Annotated in this window: 19 protein-coding genes (2 of these 19 only partly in view); 2 read left to right on the top strand and 17 right to left on the bottom strand. The window is 61.8% G+C overall.

Annotation, left to right across the window (positions count from 1 at the left end):
* Window positions 1–17, bottom strand: partial view of a winged helix-turn-helix domain-containing protein gene (locus I41_RS28220; RefSeq protein ID WP_261342479.1) — the beginning only. The gene continues 463 nt to the left of window position 1, outside the view; 17 of the gene's 480 nt are visible here — the first part of the coding sequence; its start codon is at window positions 15–17; its stop codon lies off the left edge, out of view.
* Window positions 1–318: the 5' portion of a helix-turn-helix domain-containing protein gene (locus I41_RS05055; protein WP_145431509.1), read on the bottom strand. 60 nt of this gene lie to the left of the window's left edge; only the first 318 of its 378 coding nucleotides appear in the window; its start codon is at window positions 316–318; the stop codon falls past the left edge of the window. Before I41_RS05055 ends, I41_RS28220 begins: the two co-directional genes overlap by 77 nt.
* A 653-nt stretch (window positions 319–971) precedes the next feature.
* A complete protein-coding gene (locus tag I41_RS05050) occupies window positions 972–1,562 on the bottom strand; it encodes a PEP-CTERM sorting domain-containing protein (RefSeq protein WP_145431508.1) in 591 nt (196 codons plus the stop codon).
* Window positions 1,563–1,743: 181 nt separating this feature from the next.
* Window positions 1,744–2,583 (bottom strand): PEP-CTERM sorting domain-containing protein, encoded by an 840-nt coding sequence (locus I41_RS05045; RefSeq protein ID WP_168206698.1) that lies wholly within the window; start codon window positions 2,581–2,583, stop codon window positions 1,744–1,746.
* 1,096 nt (window positions 2,584–3,679) lie between these two features.
* On the opposite strand from I41_RS05045, the gene thrS reads away from it, so the two are divergent.
* Window positions 3,680–5,779 carry a threonine--tRNA ligase gene (gene thrS / locus I41_RS05040; RefSeq protein ID WP_145431506.1) on the top strand — a complete coding sequence of 700 codons (2,100 nt, stop codon included), beginning with the start codon at window positions 3,680–3,682 and terminating at the stop codon, window positions 5,777–5,779.
* A 335-nt stretch (window positions 5,780–6,114) separates the two neighbouring features.
* Window positions 6,115–6,621: a translation initiation factor IF-3 gene (gene infC, locus I41_RS05035; RefSeq protein ID WP_261342491.1), complete on the top strand. Its 507-nt coding sequence runs from the start codon at window positions 6,115–6,117 to the stop codon at window positions 6,619–6,621.
* Window positions 6,622–6,754: 133 nt separating this feature from the next.
* Here infC and I41_RS05030 read toward each other — a convergent pair whose 3' ends face one another.
* From I41_RS05030 to I41_RS04970, 13 genes are all read right to left on the bottom strand, one after another.
* Entirely contained in the window at window positions 6,755–7,105 is a 351-nt protein-coding gene (locus tag I41_RS05030) for a hypothetical protein (RefSeq protein ID WP_145431503.1), read from the bottom strand.
* On the bottom strand, window positions 7,102–7,473 hold the full coding sequence (locus I41_RS05025) for a VOC family protein (RefSeq protein WP_145431501.1): 372 nt from the start codon (window positions 7,471–7,473) through the stop codon (window positions 7,102–7,104). The genes I41_RS05030 and I41_RS05025 overlap by 4 nt, the downstream gene beginning before the upstream one ends.
* A gap of 51 nt (window positions 7,474–7,524) precedes the next feature.
* Window positions 7,525–8,301 carry a DUF899 domain-containing protein gene (locus I41_RS05020; RefSeq protein ID WP_145431498.1) on the bottom strand — a complete coding sequence of 259 codons (777 nt, stop codon included), beginning with the start codon at window positions 8,299–8,301 and terminating at the stop codon, window positions 7,525–7,527.
* A gap of 130 nt (window positions 8,302–8,431) precedes the next feature.
* A complete protein-coding gene (locus I41_RS05015; protein ID WP_145431496.1) occupies window positions 8,432–9,058 on the bottom strand; it encodes a DUF1579 family protein in 627 nt (208 codons plus the stop codon).
* Between the two features lie 232 nt (window positions 9,059–9,290).
* A complete protein-coding gene (locus tag I41_RS05010) occupies window positions 9,291–9,779 on the bottom strand; it encodes an SRPBCC family protein (protein ID WP_168206697.1) in 489 nt (162 codons plus the stop codon).
* 124 nt (window positions 9,780–9,903) lie between these two features.
* On the bottom strand, window positions 9,904–10,449 hold the full coding sequence (locus tag I41_RS05005; RefSeq protein WP_145431492.1) for an SRPBCC family protein: 546 nt from the start codon (window positions 10,447–10,449) through the stop codon (window positions 9,904–9,906).
* A gap of 134 nt (window positions 10,450–10,583) precedes the next feature.
* Window positions 10,584–10,955: a YciI family protein gene (locus I41_RS05000; protein ID WP_145431490.1), complete on the bottom strand. Its 372-nt coding sequence runs from the start codon at window positions 10,953–10,955 to the stop codon at window positions 10,584–10,586.
* A gap of 68 nt (window positions 10,956–11,023) precedes the next feature.
* On the bottom strand, window positions 11,024–11,377 hold the full coding sequence (locus I41_RS04995) for a YciI family protein (protein WP_145431488.1): 354 nt from the start codon (window positions 11,375–11,377) through the stop codon (window positions 11,024–11,026).
* A gap of 140 nt (window positions 11,378–11,517) precedes the next feature.
* A complete protein-coding gene (locus tag I41_RS04990) occupies window positions 11,518–11,997 on the bottom strand; it encodes an SRPBCC family protein (RefSeq protein ID WP_145431486.1) in 480 nt (159 codons plus the stop codon).
* Between the two features lie 25 nt (window positions 11,998–12,022).
* Complete coding sequence (locus I41_RS04985; protein ID WP_145431484.1) at window positions 12,023–12,463, bottom strand: YciI family protein; 441 nt, start codon at window positions 12,461–12,463, stop codon at window positions 12,023–12,025.
* A 114-nt stretch (window positions 12,464–12,577) separates the two neighbouring features.
* On the bottom strand, window positions 12,578–13,003 hold the full coding sequence (locus tag I41_RS04980) for a YciI family protein (RefSeq protein WP_145431482.1): 426 nt from the start codon (window positions 13,001–13,003) through the stop codon (window positions 12,578–12,580).
* A 113-nt stretch (window positions 13,004–13,116) separates the two neighbouring features.
* The gene (locus I41_RS04975; protein WP_210421114.1) at window positions 13,117–13,551 is read right to left on the bottom strand and encodes a VOC family protein; all 435 of its coding nucleotides are present in this window, start codon (window positions 13,549–13,551) and stop codon (window positions 13,117–13,119) included.
* Between the two features lie 361 nt (window positions 13,552–13,912).
* Window positions 13,913–15,256, bottom strand: a complete 1,344-nt coding sequence (locus I41_RS04970; protein WP_145431480.1) for an RNA polymerase sigma factor — start codon at window positions 15,254–15,256, stop codon at window positions 13,913–13,915.
* Between the last annotated feature and the right edge of the window lie 166 nt (window positions 15,257–15,422).

The following is a 15,422-nucleotide window of genomic DNA, read 5'->3' as shown; positions in this document are numbered from 1 at the left end:
CAACGAGCACACTCCATCTTGGGCCGTGGGACCGGCCTCAATCCGCTGACGAATTGGTTGTTCTTGGTCAGGGGTGAGCGGAGAACTCGGCTGTCGGCCGCGATGATCCTCCAGCCCCGCCAGGCCGTGTTCATTGAAGCGATAGACCCATTCTTGGCAAACCCGCCGAGACAAGCCCACCGCCATCGCCATCGCGAGGGCCGTCCATCCCTCCGTCGCCAGGATGACCTCCCGCAAACGCTTCGACCCTCCGGCCTCCTTTTCAGCCCGTTCCAGTTGCTTCAGCTCGTCCAACGTCGGTCGGGGCTCCACCTCCATCGCGACCTCCTTTCGGGTTGGTCGCTCTAGCTTGATGGATAAAATGGGGGGGCGCAATAGAAGGCGCGCTGTTCTTACTTCGGATCGGTATTATTGGCCGACGGACCGACTGGCTTCACGGACCAAATTGGCGAGGCGGTCGCCGACTGAATGAGTTCGCAGACGGCGAGCGAGAGTTTGGCGATAATCTTCACGGCGGGCTTCCTAGGGAAGTGAGGCGGGCCTCTAACGCCAGCGGGCGCAAGATACTACTTTCTCATCCGCACATCCCGATAATTTTCCAGCTCGTCGGCGACTTCCGCTGGCGAATCAAGCGAGATTCCAGATTCTTCGCTGAGCTTACGCAGAGGGGCGAAAGGGCTCCGAATGACGCGCAAATGCTCTAGAGTTCTCTCCGCACCAATGAGCCGGATCAAGGGAGTGCGTAGATCACAGCCGCGAGGGAGCCCCGGCCAGTTCGCGGTCACAAACGGTGCTGTAGCGGCTTGAGCAGGAGGCTATTGGATCGGCACTGGGGGCGGGACGCCCTGGCTCGCGATGGGAGGGCCTCGCATAAAAAAAAAGACCCCTTGATTCTTGCGAATCAAGGGGTCTTCGGTATCACCTACACGAGAAGCCGGGGGAGCCTCCCGTGAAAGTCGCTACACTATCAACTAGGCCTTGCGACGGCTCGCGGCAACCAAACCGACCAGACCGAGACCAGCCAACGCGAAGGTGGCGGGCTCCGGAACCGGGAAGGCGAGGACGCCGGTGTCGTACACCACGTTGCCGCCGGTGATCAGCTGGATCTGGAAGGTACCGCCGCCACCAGCCGAGGTGTTGACATTACCCAAGAACAGATCGCCGTTCTGCTCAGCACCGGTGCTGACCGTACCGCCGAGCTTGCCGGCCGTGTACGACAATTCCTGAGCGGTGTTGACCAGACCCACTTGGGTCAGGGCCAGACCACCCGGGAAATCGAGCGGATCAGCAGTAATCATGCGGTTCGGGTAGGTGAACGCCTCGCCAGCCGGACGGGGGACGCCGGCAGCGGCACCACTGTTCGCATTGACGAACGTGCCGGTGGTGGCCTTCGCTTGGAAGAAGATCGTGTCGAAGGTGCCGTTGAGGTTGTCGCCGTCAATAAAGATCGAGTACACGTCGTTGGGAGCCTGACCCACTGGCTTGACCGACCAGATGGGGGCGGCGTTTGCCGTCGAGGCAGCAACAACCAAGGTCAAAGCAAGAGCAAGAATCTTTTTCATATGAGTTAATCTCGTGTGCAAATTTTTGTTTTTAAATGACCACAGCTAGGAAAGTGCTACTTACAGAGTCTAAATCCGTCAGTTTGCAAACTTCTCAGTTCCGAGGCGTTGCAAACCCACTACCAGCTTTTCATTAGCAACAAATCTTCCTGTTGTAAATGAGACCCTGCATGGGCATTTGTTAGGCACGCTTTGCACGGCGAAGACCCAACCCGAGCAGGGCAACACCCAGAAGGGCAGCCGTGGCGGGCTCAGGAACGGCCGAGATGGGCGGCGCCGGAGCGGTTAGATTAAAGTTAGCAGCCAAGATCGAGAAGTCCAACTGATTGGTGCCATTGGCAGAATTGAAATTGCCGTTGTTCCAGCCAGTGGCCGGATTGTTGAATCCAGCAGCCAGAATCGAGAAGTCGAGCTGGTTGACGACGCCGTCGCGATTCGCATCGCCAGGCTTCATTCCGTCGACGCCGACGCTGTCGCCACGAACGCTCACCGTGCCGAGCGTGCCAGCGATGGCATTGCCAGCACCGTCGAATTCGTTGACCGCAAGGTCAGCAGCGACGAGGGTCGGACGAGCACCGGTCCAGTTGCCCGAGGCAACCAGAGCCGAGTTGTCCCAGAAGACCGAGTTCGAGGTGAAGAGGTCGTCAGCAGCAACGTTACCCGGGGTGCCGGCACCCTTGCCGACATTCAGGATCTTCGCACCAGCCAAATCGTCGCCAGCGACGAGTTCGGTCTTGCCGCCAACGGTCTGGAACTTGAAGACGCTGTTCACTGCATCGAAAACAGCCGCGTTCGCGGTGATCGCACCGACGGGCGCATCGACGCCGGTGACGCCGAGGGCGCCGCCAATCTTGGCTTGGATGCCGGCGAGGCCTTGAGCGCCCGACGACTTGACCAAGAGGTCCCAGCTACCGCCGCCCGTTGGATTGTTCGGGTCGGTGTAGCGCAGGTTGAGTTGCACGTCAACGACGGCAAGAGCCGGCCCCGCCATCGCAGCCACCATGGCAGCGGCAAGAGTCATAACCAGTCCACGTTTCATTTTCATGTCTCCAAGTCCCCGTCTCATGTAGGTGAATGATACCCGATCAAATGCTGCGCTTGGTTGGGGGGCAATTTAGCGAGAATGTGACCTAATGGTGCACGTCTCTGATGCGCGAGTGCGAGTGATGAGGCTTCCAAGAAAAGAGATGCTGCCCGAGGGAATGCCTAAACGTGATCGTAGCTGGCGAACGCGTTTTAGGAAAGCGACTTTGCAAACAACAAGCTGGCAAAGTTGATTTGACGACCCTTGGTGCTACCTGTTCTTTTGCTGCCCAATCGACGCGGATAAGCACACCGTTGGCGTGACACACTAGCCGCCATTCCCTCCCCACTCTACCAAGGAAATGCGGGCTTGCAACAGTTTTGCCGGTGGGGGCGGCGAAAATTTTTGTCTGGGCGTACCCAACGGGGAGCCTCGTGACGCTTAAGCGTTGAGGCTCAATCACTTGTGACGATGGGAAGTTTTGGTGAATGGGCGAGTTTTTTTGGGGTTTTCGGCGAAAACTGCGGTGGCGGTGCGCGGATTAACGAGCGAGGTGCGTCACGAGGTGACAGATTGGGGTCGGTTCGGCCGTCAATTGCGCGCGAAGGAGAGAAGTTTTCTTGAATGCGCGCAGATCGCAGGAGCGTCGAGCGACGGGCGAGGCCGTTTTGTAGCGAGAAAGTCGCGAAAATGGGCAGTTTTCGCAATCTTTTCCGCTCGCGTTGGCGTGGTGGGGAGAGGGCGGGGGCGCTATACTCGGCCAGATTGATCACGACATGGAAGCAGGGCTGCACGGCCAAGGGGCGAAGACACGAAGGAAGCACCAAGAACTGGCCGTAGAGTGAGCGGTCGTTGAACCTGGCGTTTTCGAAGCGTGGCGTCTTTCTGCCATCGTGGTTGGGCAGGGCAGTCCCCCGCGGCGAACCTGGGCCATCCTGGCGACTTCCTCCATGGAGATCGGCTGCCGCAACGCAACGCAGCTTGGGAAGAAATCGCCTGAAAATGGGCCTGTTTCGTTCCCTCGGGCCAATCTCGCCCCTAGCCCCTCGCGTCGAGGGAGGGGGAATCGACACACTCAAAAGAATAAACAGATATGCTTATCGTTATTTTGCCGGATGATAGCCGGCGAGAGTTCGACGACGGCGTTTCGGCGTACGACGTGGCGGCGGGAATTAGCGGGGGATTGGCCCGGGCGGCGATTGCGGCGGAGGTGGACGGGGAGCTGCGCGACCTGCACGCGCCGCTGGTGGTCGCTGAGGCGAACGGGACCTCAGGGAAGACCGCGGGGACGAGCCCCGCGGCTCGCTCGGCTGGCGCTCGCGAAGTGAACGTGCGGGTCATTACGAAGAAGGATCCCGAGGCGCTAGGGATCATGCGGCATAGCGCCGCCCACGTGATGGCCCAGGCGGTGATGCGGCTGCACCAGGGGGTGGGGTTGGCGTTCGGGCCGACCACCGCAACGGGGTTCTACTACGATTTTCAGCTTGATAAGCCGCTATCGGAGGAGGATTTCCCCGCGATTGAGGCCGAGATGGCCAAGATCGTCGCGGCGGACGAGCGCTTCGAGCGGATGATTGTGCCGCGAGCCAAAGCGGTCGAAATGTGCCGGGAATTGGGGCAAAAGCTGAAGGTCGAGCACATCGAGACGGGGCTGGCCGGCGAGGAGACGTTGTCGTTCTATCGGCAGGGGGAGTTCCTTGATCTGTGCCGGGGGAAGCACATCCCCAGCACGGGGCACATTGGCAAGGCGTTCAAGCTGCTGAGCGTCGCCGGAGCCTACTGGAAGGGAGACGCGTCGCGAGATCAGCTACAGCGGCTCTACGCGACCGCCTACTTTGACAAGAAGGAGCTGACCGATTACCTCACCCAGCTGGAAGAAGCGAAGCGGCGCGACCATCGGGTGCTGGGGAAGCAGCTCGAACTGTTCACCATCAGCCAGACCGTGGGTTCGGGGCTGATTCTGTGGCTGCCGAAGGGGGCCGTCATTCGGCAAACGCTGGAAGATTACCTGAAGGTCGAGTTGCGCCGGCGCGGATACGACGCCGTTTACACGCCGAATATCGGCAAGATCGAGCTGTACCAGATTTCAGGGCATTTCCCGTATTACAGCGACTCGCAATTCCCGCCGATCGATCTGAGCGAGCGAGAAGGGCAGAAGCCGGGAGAAGGGGAGCGATATCTCCTCAAACCGATGAACTGCCCGCATCACATCATGATTTACAAGTCGAAGCCGCGGTCGTATCGCGACTTGCCGGTGCGGCTGGCGGAGTTCGGGACGGTCTATCGTTTTGAGCAATCGGGCGAATTAAACGGCATGACCCGTGTGCGGGGTTTTTGCCAGGACGACGCCCACATTTTTTGCACGGAAGAGCAGGTGGCCGACGAGTTTCGCGGCTGCCTCGAAATGACCCAGACCGTGCTCAAGTCATTGGGAATGAACAATTACCGGGTACGGTTGGGCTTTCGCGACCCGAACGGCGACAAGTACGTCGGCAAGCCGGAGGTCTGGGACCGGGCGGAGGCTTCGCTGAAGGCGGTGTGCGAGTCGATGAATCTCCCCGACATGTCGGTGGAGGCGGGGGAGGCAGCGTTTTACGGGCCGAAGGCCGACTTCGTGGTGACCGACTGTATCGGCCGCGAGTGGCAGCTGGGGACCGTGCAGCTCGACTACAACCTGCCGAGCAAGGAGCGGTTCGGCCTGGAGTACACCGGCGCCGACAACGCCCCGCACCAGCCGGTGATGATCCACCGGGCTCCGTTGGGGTCGATGGAGCGGTTTGTCGGCGTGCTGATCGAGCATTTTGCGGGGGCGTTTCCGCTGTGGCTGGCGCCGGAACAGGCCCGCGTGCTGACTGTAAGCGAAAAGTCCGAAGAGTATGGCCGCGAAGTCGAGCAGAAGCTGAAGGAAGCTGGGTTCCGCGTGACGGGCGATTATCGCGGCAGCAAGCTGGGGGCCAAGATCCGCGAAGCCCAGTTGGGCCTAATTCCCTACATGCTGGTCGTGGGAGAGAAGGACGCCGCCGAGGGGACCGTGACCGTGCGGGATCGGCTGGAGGGCGATATCGGGGCCATGCCGCTGGCGGAGGCGATGGCGAAGCTCCAGGCCGAGGTGGCGGCGAAAACGGTGCGGCAGGTGGCGGACGGGGGCGCTCCGCCGCCGCCGATCGATCGGGGGCCCAAGAACGAGTATTGAGCGACAGCGGCACATTCTAGGCGTTAGCCGCGACGCGCTAGCGGAGCGATGACACGGCGAGTCATTTGCGGGGCCACGCGCTCCGCTGCCGCGTCGCGGCTAACGCCTGCGTCGAAAACGTCGGTATTTTGGCCGGTTTGCGATTGCGGCTGGCCCGTTTTCGCGGGATATTTGACGCTCTCGGCTAGCATGAACAATACTTGTGATGCGTAGGGCCGTCGGCTGTCAGCTACAGTACGGCAGCCACACATACGCGCGGCTGCAGCAGCTCTTCTGGCCCCTTGCCGACAGCTGACAGCCGTGAGCCTTTATTAACCCGTTAGGAGTAGTTAGCCATCGAACGCAAGCAGCAGCAACGGATCAATGAGATGATCCGCATTTCGCCGATTCGGGTCATCGACGCCGACGGCGCTCAGTTGGGGGTGATTACGCGAGACGAGGCGCTGGAGAAGGCCCGGACGTCGGGGCTCGATCTGGTCGAGGTGGCTCCGCTGGAGAAGCCGCCCGTATGTCGCATCATGGACTACGGCAAATTCAAGTACCAGCAAAAGAAAAAGCAGCACAAGGGCCACGTCCACCACAGCAAAAACAAAGAAATCCGCCTGCGGCCGAAAATCGGCGACCACGACTTCCTGACGAAGGCGGGTCACGCGCGGAAGTGGTTGGCTGAACGAGACAAGGTCGTCTGCTCGGTGATTTTCCGCGGCCGCGAGAACGCCCACGTCGACGAAGGGTTCAAGCTGGTTGCGAAGCTGACCGAGAACCTGGCCGACATCGCAAAGGTGGAGCAGAATCCTTCGATGATGGGCCGCCGGATCGTGGTGATTTACGCGCCCAAGTAGTTTTTCGTTGCGGCAACGAAATTGATCAAACGAAGAGCCCGGAACAAGTTTGTTCCGGGCTCTTTTGGTACTTCAGCCCCCGGCGCCGCCGGGGGGTCGGTCGCCATACCGGTAGGCGTCGCCCCGCGTAGTGCTATCCCCCGGCGGAGTCGGGGGCTGCAGGGGTGCGCAAGCGGCGGGCGAACACGCGGCTTGCCATCAAGGCGAGCGACGCGAGGCATGCCGCAAGCAGCGCCCAGCAGAGATAGGTCGCCGCAGTCAATGACATGCCAAGCCCGGTCGCCAGGGCGACGTAACCGGCAACGCAGAGCGGGCATTTCGGGAAGAACGCCAATAGCGTGCCGGGGATGAGCCAGCCAGCGAGTTCGATAGCCCGGTGGCTGAGCGATGCGTTCCGTTGGCGCAGCGGGGCAGGGGAGTCGCTCGAGGCCGCGGCGACCCCGCAGCAGCAAGTGCCGCGGCTCTCTGCGTGGAACGAAATCATTTTTGCTTCTCCGGTTTCCACAGGCCCATCATCCGGCCGTCGGGATCGGTGAACAGCGCTAAGGTTCCCATGCCGGGCACGGGCTTCTCTTCCACGCAAATTTTCCCGCCGGCGGCGACGATCTTGTCGCGGTAGGGGGCCAGATCGTCGACCGCGATGTAGCAGGTCAAGTTAATCGACGGCGAGCCGTCGTGCGGCGCCTGCATGATCCCGCCGTCGATTCCCATGCCGCCCCCTTCGGTGTGGACGATGCGGTAGTTCATCAGCGGGTAATCCTCGATCTTCCAGGCGAAAATTTCCTGGTAGAACTTGGCGACGGCGGCGGGGTTTTGGGACCAGAGTTCCCAATGAACGACGGGTTGGCCCATGGCAGAAGTTCCTTAATGAGGTTGAGGCGGACGTGGCGGAGCAGGCACTGCTCAAGCGGACGAACAGCAACACGAGCCCTTCGGCGGGGCGTAACCGGCCAGCGGGTCGACCGTGTAGCTCGCGTCGTAGCGATCATGGTGTCGGACCCAGGCCATCGAGAACTCCAGCCCCTCTTCATTCCGTCCGAGCGGCGCAACGTCGAGAAAGTTGTACGCGCCAACCAGCGAATCGAGGCCGCGGGCGTAGCTGGAGTAGGTGTGGTAGATCTGGCCGTCGGCGTCGCGGAAGAACGCGCTGAGCCCCGGGAGGTCCTCGGCGGGCGTGCCGGGCATTTCCTGGTAATTGTAGTAGAGGTCGCCGCTGGCGATCTCTTCCGGCCTGAACGAGACGTGATAGTCGTAATTAAAATCGCTGCCGGCGGAAGAAACCCATTTGAACGTCCATCCCATGCGACGTTGGAACGCCTCGAGCTCCGGCCAGAGCGCCCGCGAAACGGCCGCCAGCGTGACGTCGCGAGCGTTGAGATGGGGCATCATGCCGGCGAAGTGGTCGGCGATGTACGAACAGCTGGGGCAGCCGGCCGACCAGCCGGGGCCGAACATGAAGTGATAGACGATCAACTGTCGGCGGCCGTCGAACAGCTCGTCGAGCGATTCTTGGCCGGCGGGGCCGTTGAACAGGTAGGGCTTTTCGACACGCTCCCAGGGGAGTTCCAGGCGGCGGCGATTGAGCTCGTCGCGCTGGCGGGTGAGGGCTTTCTCTTCGGCCAGCAGGGCCTGGCGAGCGGCGAGCCATTCTTTTGGCGAGACGACGGGGTGGGCGGGCATGGGAGGACCTTGTTTTTTGGAGGGCTGATTTGATCTGGAAGCAGGAAGGGGTCGGGAGCCTTTTGCCACTGGGAGGCTTCCGCTGAATTGATGACAACCAGTGGCAAAAGGCTCCCGACCCCGTTCATCGCTACTTCTTCGTGAACTCGATGTGCATCATCTTGAACTCGTCGCCCGTCTTGGGATCAGCGGCGAACATTTCCAGGGTCTTGGTCGTGGGGCTCGTGACGGTCTCGACTTGGCGCAACGTCACGGGCTTCCGTTCGCGAGGGCAATTGACGACGTACTCCCAGTTGATCGTTTTGCCGTCTTTCGCGAGCTCGCCTTCACCCTGCATGATGCCGGTCGAGTGATTGTCGACCATCGACGCGACGAATTTCTGCGAGACGTTGTCAAAACCGTAGAGCGCGAGCCCTTGGAACGGCCCCATCACCGGGCAGTTGCCGCTCATTTCGCAGCGGACGTAGCGGCCGTCCATGACGGGGGTGTACTCGGCAATGACTTCGCTCTTGATCGGCTCCATGCCCGGCGCCATCCAGACGGTCGACTTGCCGGCCCATGTGCCGACGTCCTTCAGCAGGCGAGCCTGACCTTCGCCGGGCGTGCCGGCATTGATGCAACGCTCCATTTCCTCAGCGGTCCAGCCGGGGGGAAGTTGAACGGCGGGGGCGTCGGTCTTCTTGGCGTCGGCGGCATAAGCTGCCGCGGCTACGGCGACGAGGCCAAGGCACGCGAGGGTGAGTGACTGCAGTTTCATCGGAACCTCCAAAAAAGTGCCGACCAGCTGGCGACATGACGCATGGCTTGCTTGCCGGCGGGGTGGTGAGTGAACAAGGAGATGTCAGGGCATACCGGTAGCGCGAACGCCTCCGGAGACGTTTTCTTGATGGGGTGTTTGAAACGGGAAACCGTTCCCGAGAACGAGGCGCTGCGTGGTGCGGGCCTACCCCCTGGCGGAGCAAGGGGCTGAAAATGCTTGAAGTATTGGATCAGCAAGTAAGGGTATCGAGGTGTTCGGCGAGGCGGTCGAACGATTCGGCGGCGCCGACGTCGAGGCGAGAGTGGAGGTGATCGTCGCAGGCTTCCTTCGTGAGGTGGAGCGTCCGCTCCGTCACCGTCGTCACGCCATCGCGTTCGGCAAACGTGACCGTGATCTCCGCCGGCATGTGCGGGTAGGGATCGAAAATGAACGAATGGATCAGCCGCTCGGGCCGCATAATCTCTTGGTAAATGCCGCGAAAGCCGCACTCGGAGCCGTCGGGCATCCGCAGCGTGTAGCGATAGGCGCCGCCGGGGCGGAGGTCGACGTCGCAGACGTCCATCTCGGCGCCGCGGCAGCCCCACCATCGCCGAAGATGTTCAGGCTGCGTCCAGCAATCGAAGACGAGTTCGCGCCGGGCGTCGAAGGCGCGCGTGATGACATTCTCCAGATCGCTCGGAGTTGAAATCTTAAAGCTGGGGTGTGATTTGACGGGCATGGGAGCGCCTAGTGAGTGAGTATTTTCAGCCCCGGGCTCGGCCCGGGGGTAGGTTACCATTCCGGATGACGTTGTCCCGCGGGCTGCGACCCCCTGGCAGAGCCAGGGGCTACAAGAACAAACATCAAACGCCAACCTTTGCCGGCGTCTCGGCTAGCTGCTTCATGTTCGCGAGCCCTTCCTCAAACTGCCCGCCGCAGAGCTTTTCCATGTTCATCACCAGACCGATCGCCTTGGTGACGAAGTTGTAGTTCCCCTCCATCGACCAGATAACTTCCGTCTGGTCGCCCACCTGCTTGAAGACGAAGTCGGCGCCGTTGGTGGCCTTGAACGGCTTGAAAAACTCCAGTTTGAGATCGACGCGCTCGTGCGGTTGGCTGCCGACGACCGTCATCCGTCCCTCGCCGACGTTTCCGTTGCCTTTCCAGGCGTAGGTCGCGCCGACGCCCGCTTCGGGACCGTCGTAAGTTCGCTGCAAGCTCGGATCGAGCTTCTCCCAGGGCGACCAGCCGCGCCACTTCCGCAGGTTGTTCACCAGATCGAACAGCACCGCCGGCGGCGCTGTGATGCGCGCCGAGCGCACATAGCGAAACCGCGACGGCCGCGTGGCAATGGCGATCAGGAGTAGGGCGAAGACGACGGCGACGCCGATGAGGATTTTGGTGAGCATGGGTGTGGGGGTGAGTAGGTGAGTATGTATTTAAGTGAGTAGGTGGCTCTGATGGGGTCGGGGGCCTTTTGCCACTAGCGGTCGTCAACGCAATGGAAAGCTTCCAGTGGCAAAAGGCCCCTGACCCCTTATTGCTACAACTTCGCCGCCGGCACGCCTGCCAGCGGCCACAGTTCGCGAATTTCGACCGTCCCGTGTCGGGCGCCGGGATGCCGAGACGCAATCTCCGCCGCCTCTTCGACTGACTCTGCTTCGATGATGTAGAACCCGCCCAGCACCTCGCGGCTTTCGGCATAAGGGCCGGCCGTGACCGTCGTCTTGCCGTCGCGGACGCGCACGAGCGTGGCCGTTCGCGCCGGTTGCAGCGGCGTTGCGAAGAGGTACTTCCCTTGTCGATCCAGGTCGTGGCACAACGCCGTCGCCTCTTCCATGGCGGCCTGGTGCTTCGCGGCGCCGGCCGCTTCCCAGTACTGTTCATCGTCGAAGCTAACGAGCATAAAGCGCATCGGGTTGACTCCTATAGTGACGTTGGATTCGTCTCCAGCCATGCGGCTTCGCCGATGGCGTTCATTGACTACTTCGGCAGACCGTCGATCTCGACGACGGGGCGGACTTCCACCGTTCCCTTGCGGGCGCCGGGGATGCGGCCGGCGATGGCAATCGCTTCGTCGAGATTCGCGGCGTCAACGAGGAAGTAGCCGCCCAGCTGTTCGCGGGTTTCTGCGAAGGGGCCGTCAGTAACGAGCCGCTTGCCGTCGCGAACGCGAACGCTCGTGGCGGTGGTAACCGAGTGGAGGGGCGAGGCGGCGAGGAACTTGCCGTCGTCGGCCAGCGCTCGGCAGAGCGCGGCCGATTCGCCGAAGCATTCTTGGCGTTCATTTTCAGTCCAGGAGTCTTCGGCGCCGTAGATCAGGAGCATGTATTTCATGGAAAGTTTCCGATCGATTCAATGAATGCTTCTAACACGGAGAGCACAGAGGACACAGAGAATTCAACTCGTCGGCAATGCTCCGACTCGAGAGAGTTCGCCATAGACGTCCTCCCTCTGTGTTCTCTGTGCCCTCTGCGTTAAATCTCCTCCGATATCAGATGCGCCGCGAGGCGGTCAAAGTTTTGCTCGTTCGCTTGCTCGATAAACGCCTTCATCTGCTCGCTGCCAGGCGAGGCTTCGAGGTTCATCACCCACTTGAGTTCCGTTTGCTCGCCGACGGCGCGGTAGGTCATCGTCATCCGGTACAAGTGCATCGGCCCCAGATGATCGAAGACAATCCGATCGGGTTTCACGTACTCGACGATTTGCGATTCGTTCTCGAAATCGGCTCCATTCGGGCCGTGCATCGTGAGACGCCAGGCGCCGCCGGGACGGAAGTCGAACTCGTGAATTGTGTTGGTAAAGCCAGCGGGCCCCCACCACTTGGCAAGTTGCTCCGGATCGCTGAACGCCTCGAACAGTTCCGTCGGCGTCGCGTGGAACAACCGGACGTTGACGACATCGATCGTCGTCCCCTCGACGAATCCCACATTGGCGTTGTCCTGATTCTCGGTCATCGACTGCCCCGTTTCTCGGTTTTCATCAACTGGTCGAGCGGAGACGAGCCGTTTCGACAGGCCCGACAGATATCCTCGAACTTTTCTCGCCGCCGTCGATTCGCCCCGCCGTTGCTGCTGTCGCGGCGGGACGAACTTCGACGACTCCGCCCCGCTGTGAGGCTGGGTAGCGGGCCGCCAACTGAATGGCGTGGTTCATGTCGCTCGCCTTGATGACCAATATCCCTACGAGCGTCATGCGGCTGGCGACCGATGGGCATCCCGGCTCGATCGCCGCCGCGCCGCCACGCACCCGCAGCGTCGCGGCGTTCTCTTCGCAGTCGAGCGATTCACTTGCGATGACGCATCCCGCGTCGGCCAGCACGTCGTCGTACGCTCGGCAGTCGCGGCGGAACGCCTCGCGCTCTGCGAGCGATAGCGACTCCCATGCCGGCGCATTCATGTATCCGAGGCAAACGTATCTCATGGCTGTTCGATCGTTGTTATTTCAAGCGCGAACCAATCGTCCACGACTAGCCGGAGGGCCACGCCCTCCGGCCCCGGACCGCGTGGCGGTCCGGCTACCCGCGACGGGTCACCGCTACTTCTTCCCCGCAATCTCCGCCGTCAGTCTCTCCTCCTGCGCACGCAGTTCCGGGGTCACCGCATTGCCGAAATCTTCGAGAGTGAAGACCTGCCGAATCTCCAGCTGCGATTCATGCCCCGTCGGGTTCGGGCACTTTTGAGCCCACTCGATCGCTTCCTGCAGCGAGTTGCACTCCCAAATCCAAAACCCGGCGACTAACTCCTTCGTTTCCGCGAACGGCCCGTCAACAACCGTCCGGTTCTTCCCGGAGAACATGACGCGGGCTCCCTTTGAACTCGGGTGCAGACCCTCGCCAGCCCGCATGACGCCAGCCTTCACGAGCTGCTCGTTGTAATTGCCCATCTCGGTGAGCTCCGCTTCGGTCGGCATCACGCCCGCTTCCGTCTCGGCCGAGGCTTTTACGAAGACGATAAATTTCATGGCTCAAAGCTCCACTGCTTATTTTGCTCCGCCCGGGGGTAGGTATCCATCTTGCGAGACGTCGCCCAACCGCAGCGCCACCCCCGGGCAGAGCCCGGGGCTACAATGCCGCCCTAGCCTTCTTGCGGCTGCACGTAATCCGGATTCATCCAAAACGGCCCCCACATGTGGCCGTCGAGATCCTCAAACCCCCACTCGTACATGAACCCGTGATCGGTCGACGACTCTTGCGGCGTCCCCCCGGCGGCGCCGGCAGCGTGCACCATAGCGTCGACCACTTCGCGACTGTCGACCGCCACCGCGATCAGAGCGCCGACCGTCTGCTTCGTGTCCGCGGTTTTCTTCGTGGTAAAGGTCTCGAAGAACGGGATCGTGAGGAGCATCGCGTAGCTGTGCTCGCCGAGCACGACGCAGGCGCCCTGCTCGTTGCTGAACTGCTTGTTGATCGCGAAGCCCAGGCTCTCGAAAAAGGCGACCGAGCGAGCCAGGTCCTGCACCGGCAGATTGATGAACATGCTCGAAACGATTGGCTTCACGGCGGCGGTCATTGGACGCATCTCCAGAATTGGTCGGTTATTCGGTAACGTTGAACCCGCCAGCGGGAGGTCCTGAGGCGGCGGGGAGCAAGTGGCGCCAATTGGCTGCTGACCTGAGGTAGTCGCTTGGAAGCTGCCCGAATCGACAGCGGCGAAAAATGATTTCCAGAAAACTTCTTACCTGATCTCCATGGCCTGCAAACCACCAACGAATGGCCTGGTCTTAGCCCCGGAAGGGGCGGCATGTTGTAGCCAGGGGCGTGAGCCCCTGGTCAGGCGCGGCCGTAATCCTCAAAGCCCCGAAGGGGCGACACCGTTATCTGATGCACTCCGTTCCCGGCGAATCGTGCCGCCCCGCTGGGGCTCTCACGGATCATTTCCTCCACCTCCAGGGGCTCGCGCCCCTGGCTACAACACTCTGCCCCTCCGGGGCAGGCATTTCGTCGTGCCCGCCGTGTCGTCGTGGTTCAATCCCCTCAAGCCGCCGCTCCAAAAATCGCCGCTCCGGCTCCTGCCGCGTCAGGGCCAGCGCCTGCTCGTACGCCTTGCGGGCATCGTCGCTCCGCCCCAAGCGGCGGCAAAAATCGGCTCGCACGCTGTGCGCCAGATGATAATCCGCCAGCTCGCCGCGGGTGAGAATCGCGTCGACGAGGTCGAGCCCCGCGGCCGGTCCATCCCGCATTGCCACGGCGACGGCCCGGTTCAGCTCCACCACTGGCGTCGGCACGGCCCGCAGCAGAGCGTCGTAAATTGCCACAATCTGCGGCCAATCGGTCGCCGCCGCCTCGCGCGCATCGGCATGAATGCCGGAAATTGCCGCCTGCAGCGTGTATGGCCCAACCTCCTGCGACGCGAGGGCTCGTTCCACGAGTTGCTTTCCTTCGGCGATCAAGGACTGATCCCAGAGCGCACGATCTTGAGCATCCAACAAGATCAGCTCGCCGCTGGCGTCGGCGCGGGCTGCCCGCCGGGACTCGTGCAGCAACATCAGGGCGAGCAGGCCGAGCGATTCGGGCTCGGGGAGCAGTTCGACCAGCAGCCTGCCAAGGCGAATGGCCTCTCCCGAAAGATCGGCCCGCGTCACCGACGCGCCCGACGACGCGGCGTACCCTTCATTGAAGACGAGATAAATGACCTGCAACACCACTTCAAGCCGATCAGGCAGGTCCTCGCGCGACGGAATCTGGTACGGAATCTTGGCAGCGCGGATTTTTGATTTCGCCCGCACAATTCGCTGCGCGAGCGTCGACGGCGGCACCAGAAAGGCGCTGGCGATCTCTTCGGTCGTCAATCCGCAGACTTCACGGAGCGTGAGCGCCGTTTGCGCCTCCGGCGGCAGGGCAGGGTGACAGCAGGTAAAAATCAGCCGCAGGCGATCGTCCTCGACGCCGGCCTCCTCGGCCAACTCCGCCGGCCCAACGACCGTGTCGTTTCGATCGGCCAATTCCCCCAGCGACGCATCGAACCGGGCCCGGCGGCGAATCGCATCGATCGCCTTGAACCGCCCCGCCGAAACAAGCCACGCCCGCGGATTCGCCGGCAGGCCCTCCGTCGGCCATTGCTTCACCGCCGAGGCGAAGGCTTCGTGGAGCGCCTCCTCCGCCAGGTCGAAATCGCCAAGCAGTCGGATCAGCGTCGCGAAGACGCGGCGCGATTCGGTGCGATAAATCGCCTCGACGGCGTCATGCACGGCGGCGGCTGGCGGGGAGGTGGACATGATCGAATGTGCGTCAGTTGTCAGTGGTCCGTTGTCAGTTGCGAAACATTGCCAATCCAACTAGCCCCGGGCAAAGCCCGGGGTGAATATCCACGCCGCAACGCGTTGCCTAACGCTGCGCGACCCCCGGGCAAAGCCCGGGGCTAAAAAAGGCGATAGCGATCTC

Origin of the sequence: Lacipirellula limnantheis (assembly GCF_007746075.1) — a bacterium.
Taxonomy (GTDB): domain Bacteria; phylum Planctomycetota; class Planctomycetia; order Pirellulales; family Lacipirellulaceae; genus Lacipirellula; species Lacipirellula limnantheis.
The sequence above is the reverse complement of the archived record's forward strand: the minus strand, read 5'-3'. Positions and strand labels throughout refer to the sequence as shown.

Coding starts and splice junctions, on each gene's coding strand:
- I41_RS05050 (WP_145431508.1), bottom strand. CDS start 1,562: ATGAAAAAGATTCTTGCTCTTGCTTTGACCTTGGTTGTTGCTGCCTCG.
- I41_RS05045 (WP_168206698.1), bottom strand. CDS start 2,583: ATGACTCTTGCCGCTGCCATGGTGGCTGCGATGGCGGGGCCGGCTCTT.
- thrS (WP_145431506.1), top strand. CDS start 3,680: ATGCTTATCGTTATTTTGCCGGATGATAGCCGGCGAGAGTTCGACGAC.
- I41_RS05030 (WP_145431503.1), bottom strand. CDS start 7,105: ATGATTTCGTTCCACGCAGAGAGCCGCGGCACTTGCTGCTGCGGGGTC.
- I41_RS05025 (WP_145431501.1), bottom strand. CDS start 7,473: ATGGGCCAACCCGTCGTTCATTGGGAACTCTGGTCCCAAAACCCCGCC.
- I41_RS05020 (WP_145431498.1), bottom strand. CDS start 8,301: ATGCCCGCCCACCCCGTCGTCTCGCCAAAAGAATGGCTCGCCGCTCGC.
- I41_RS05015 (WP_145431496.1), bottom strand. CDS start 9,058: ATGAAACTGCAGTCACTCACCCTCGCGTGCCTTGGCCTCGTCGCCGTA.
- I41_RS05010 (WP_168206697.1), bottom strand. CDS start 9,779: ATGCCCGTCAAATCACACCCCAGCTTTAAGATTTCAACTCCGAGCGAT.
- I41_RS05005 (WP_145431492.1), bottom strand. CDS start 10,449: ATGCTCACCAAAATCCTCATCGGCGTCGCCGTCGTCTTCGCCCTACTC.
- I41_RS05000 (WP_145431490.1), bottom strand. CDS start 10,955: ATGCGCTTTATGCTCGTTAGCTTCGACGATGAACAGTACTGGGAAGCG.
- I41_RS04995 (WP_145431488.1), bottom strand. CDS start 11,377: ATGAAATACATGCTCCTGATCTACGGCGCCGAAGACTCCTGGACTGAA.
- I41_RS04990 (WP_145431486.1), bottom strand. CDS start 11,997: ATGACCGAGAATCAGGACAACGCCAATGTGGGATTCGTCGAGGGGACG.
- I41_RS04985 (WP_145431484.1), bottom strand. CDS start 12,463: ATGAGATACGTTTGCCTCGGATACATGAATGCGCCGGCATGGGAGTCG.
- I41_RS04980 (WP_145431482.1), bottom strand. CDS start 13,003: ATGAAATTTATCGTCTTCGTAAAAGCCTCGGCCGAGACGGAAGCGGGC.
- I41_RS04975 (WP_210421114.1), bottom strand. CDS start 13,551: ATGACCGCCGCCGTGAAGCCAATCGTTTCGAGCATGTTCATCAATCTG.
- I41_RS04970 (WP_145431480.1), bottom strand. CDS start 15,256: ATGTCCACCTCCCCGCCAGCCGCCGCCGTGCATGACGCCGTCGAGGCG.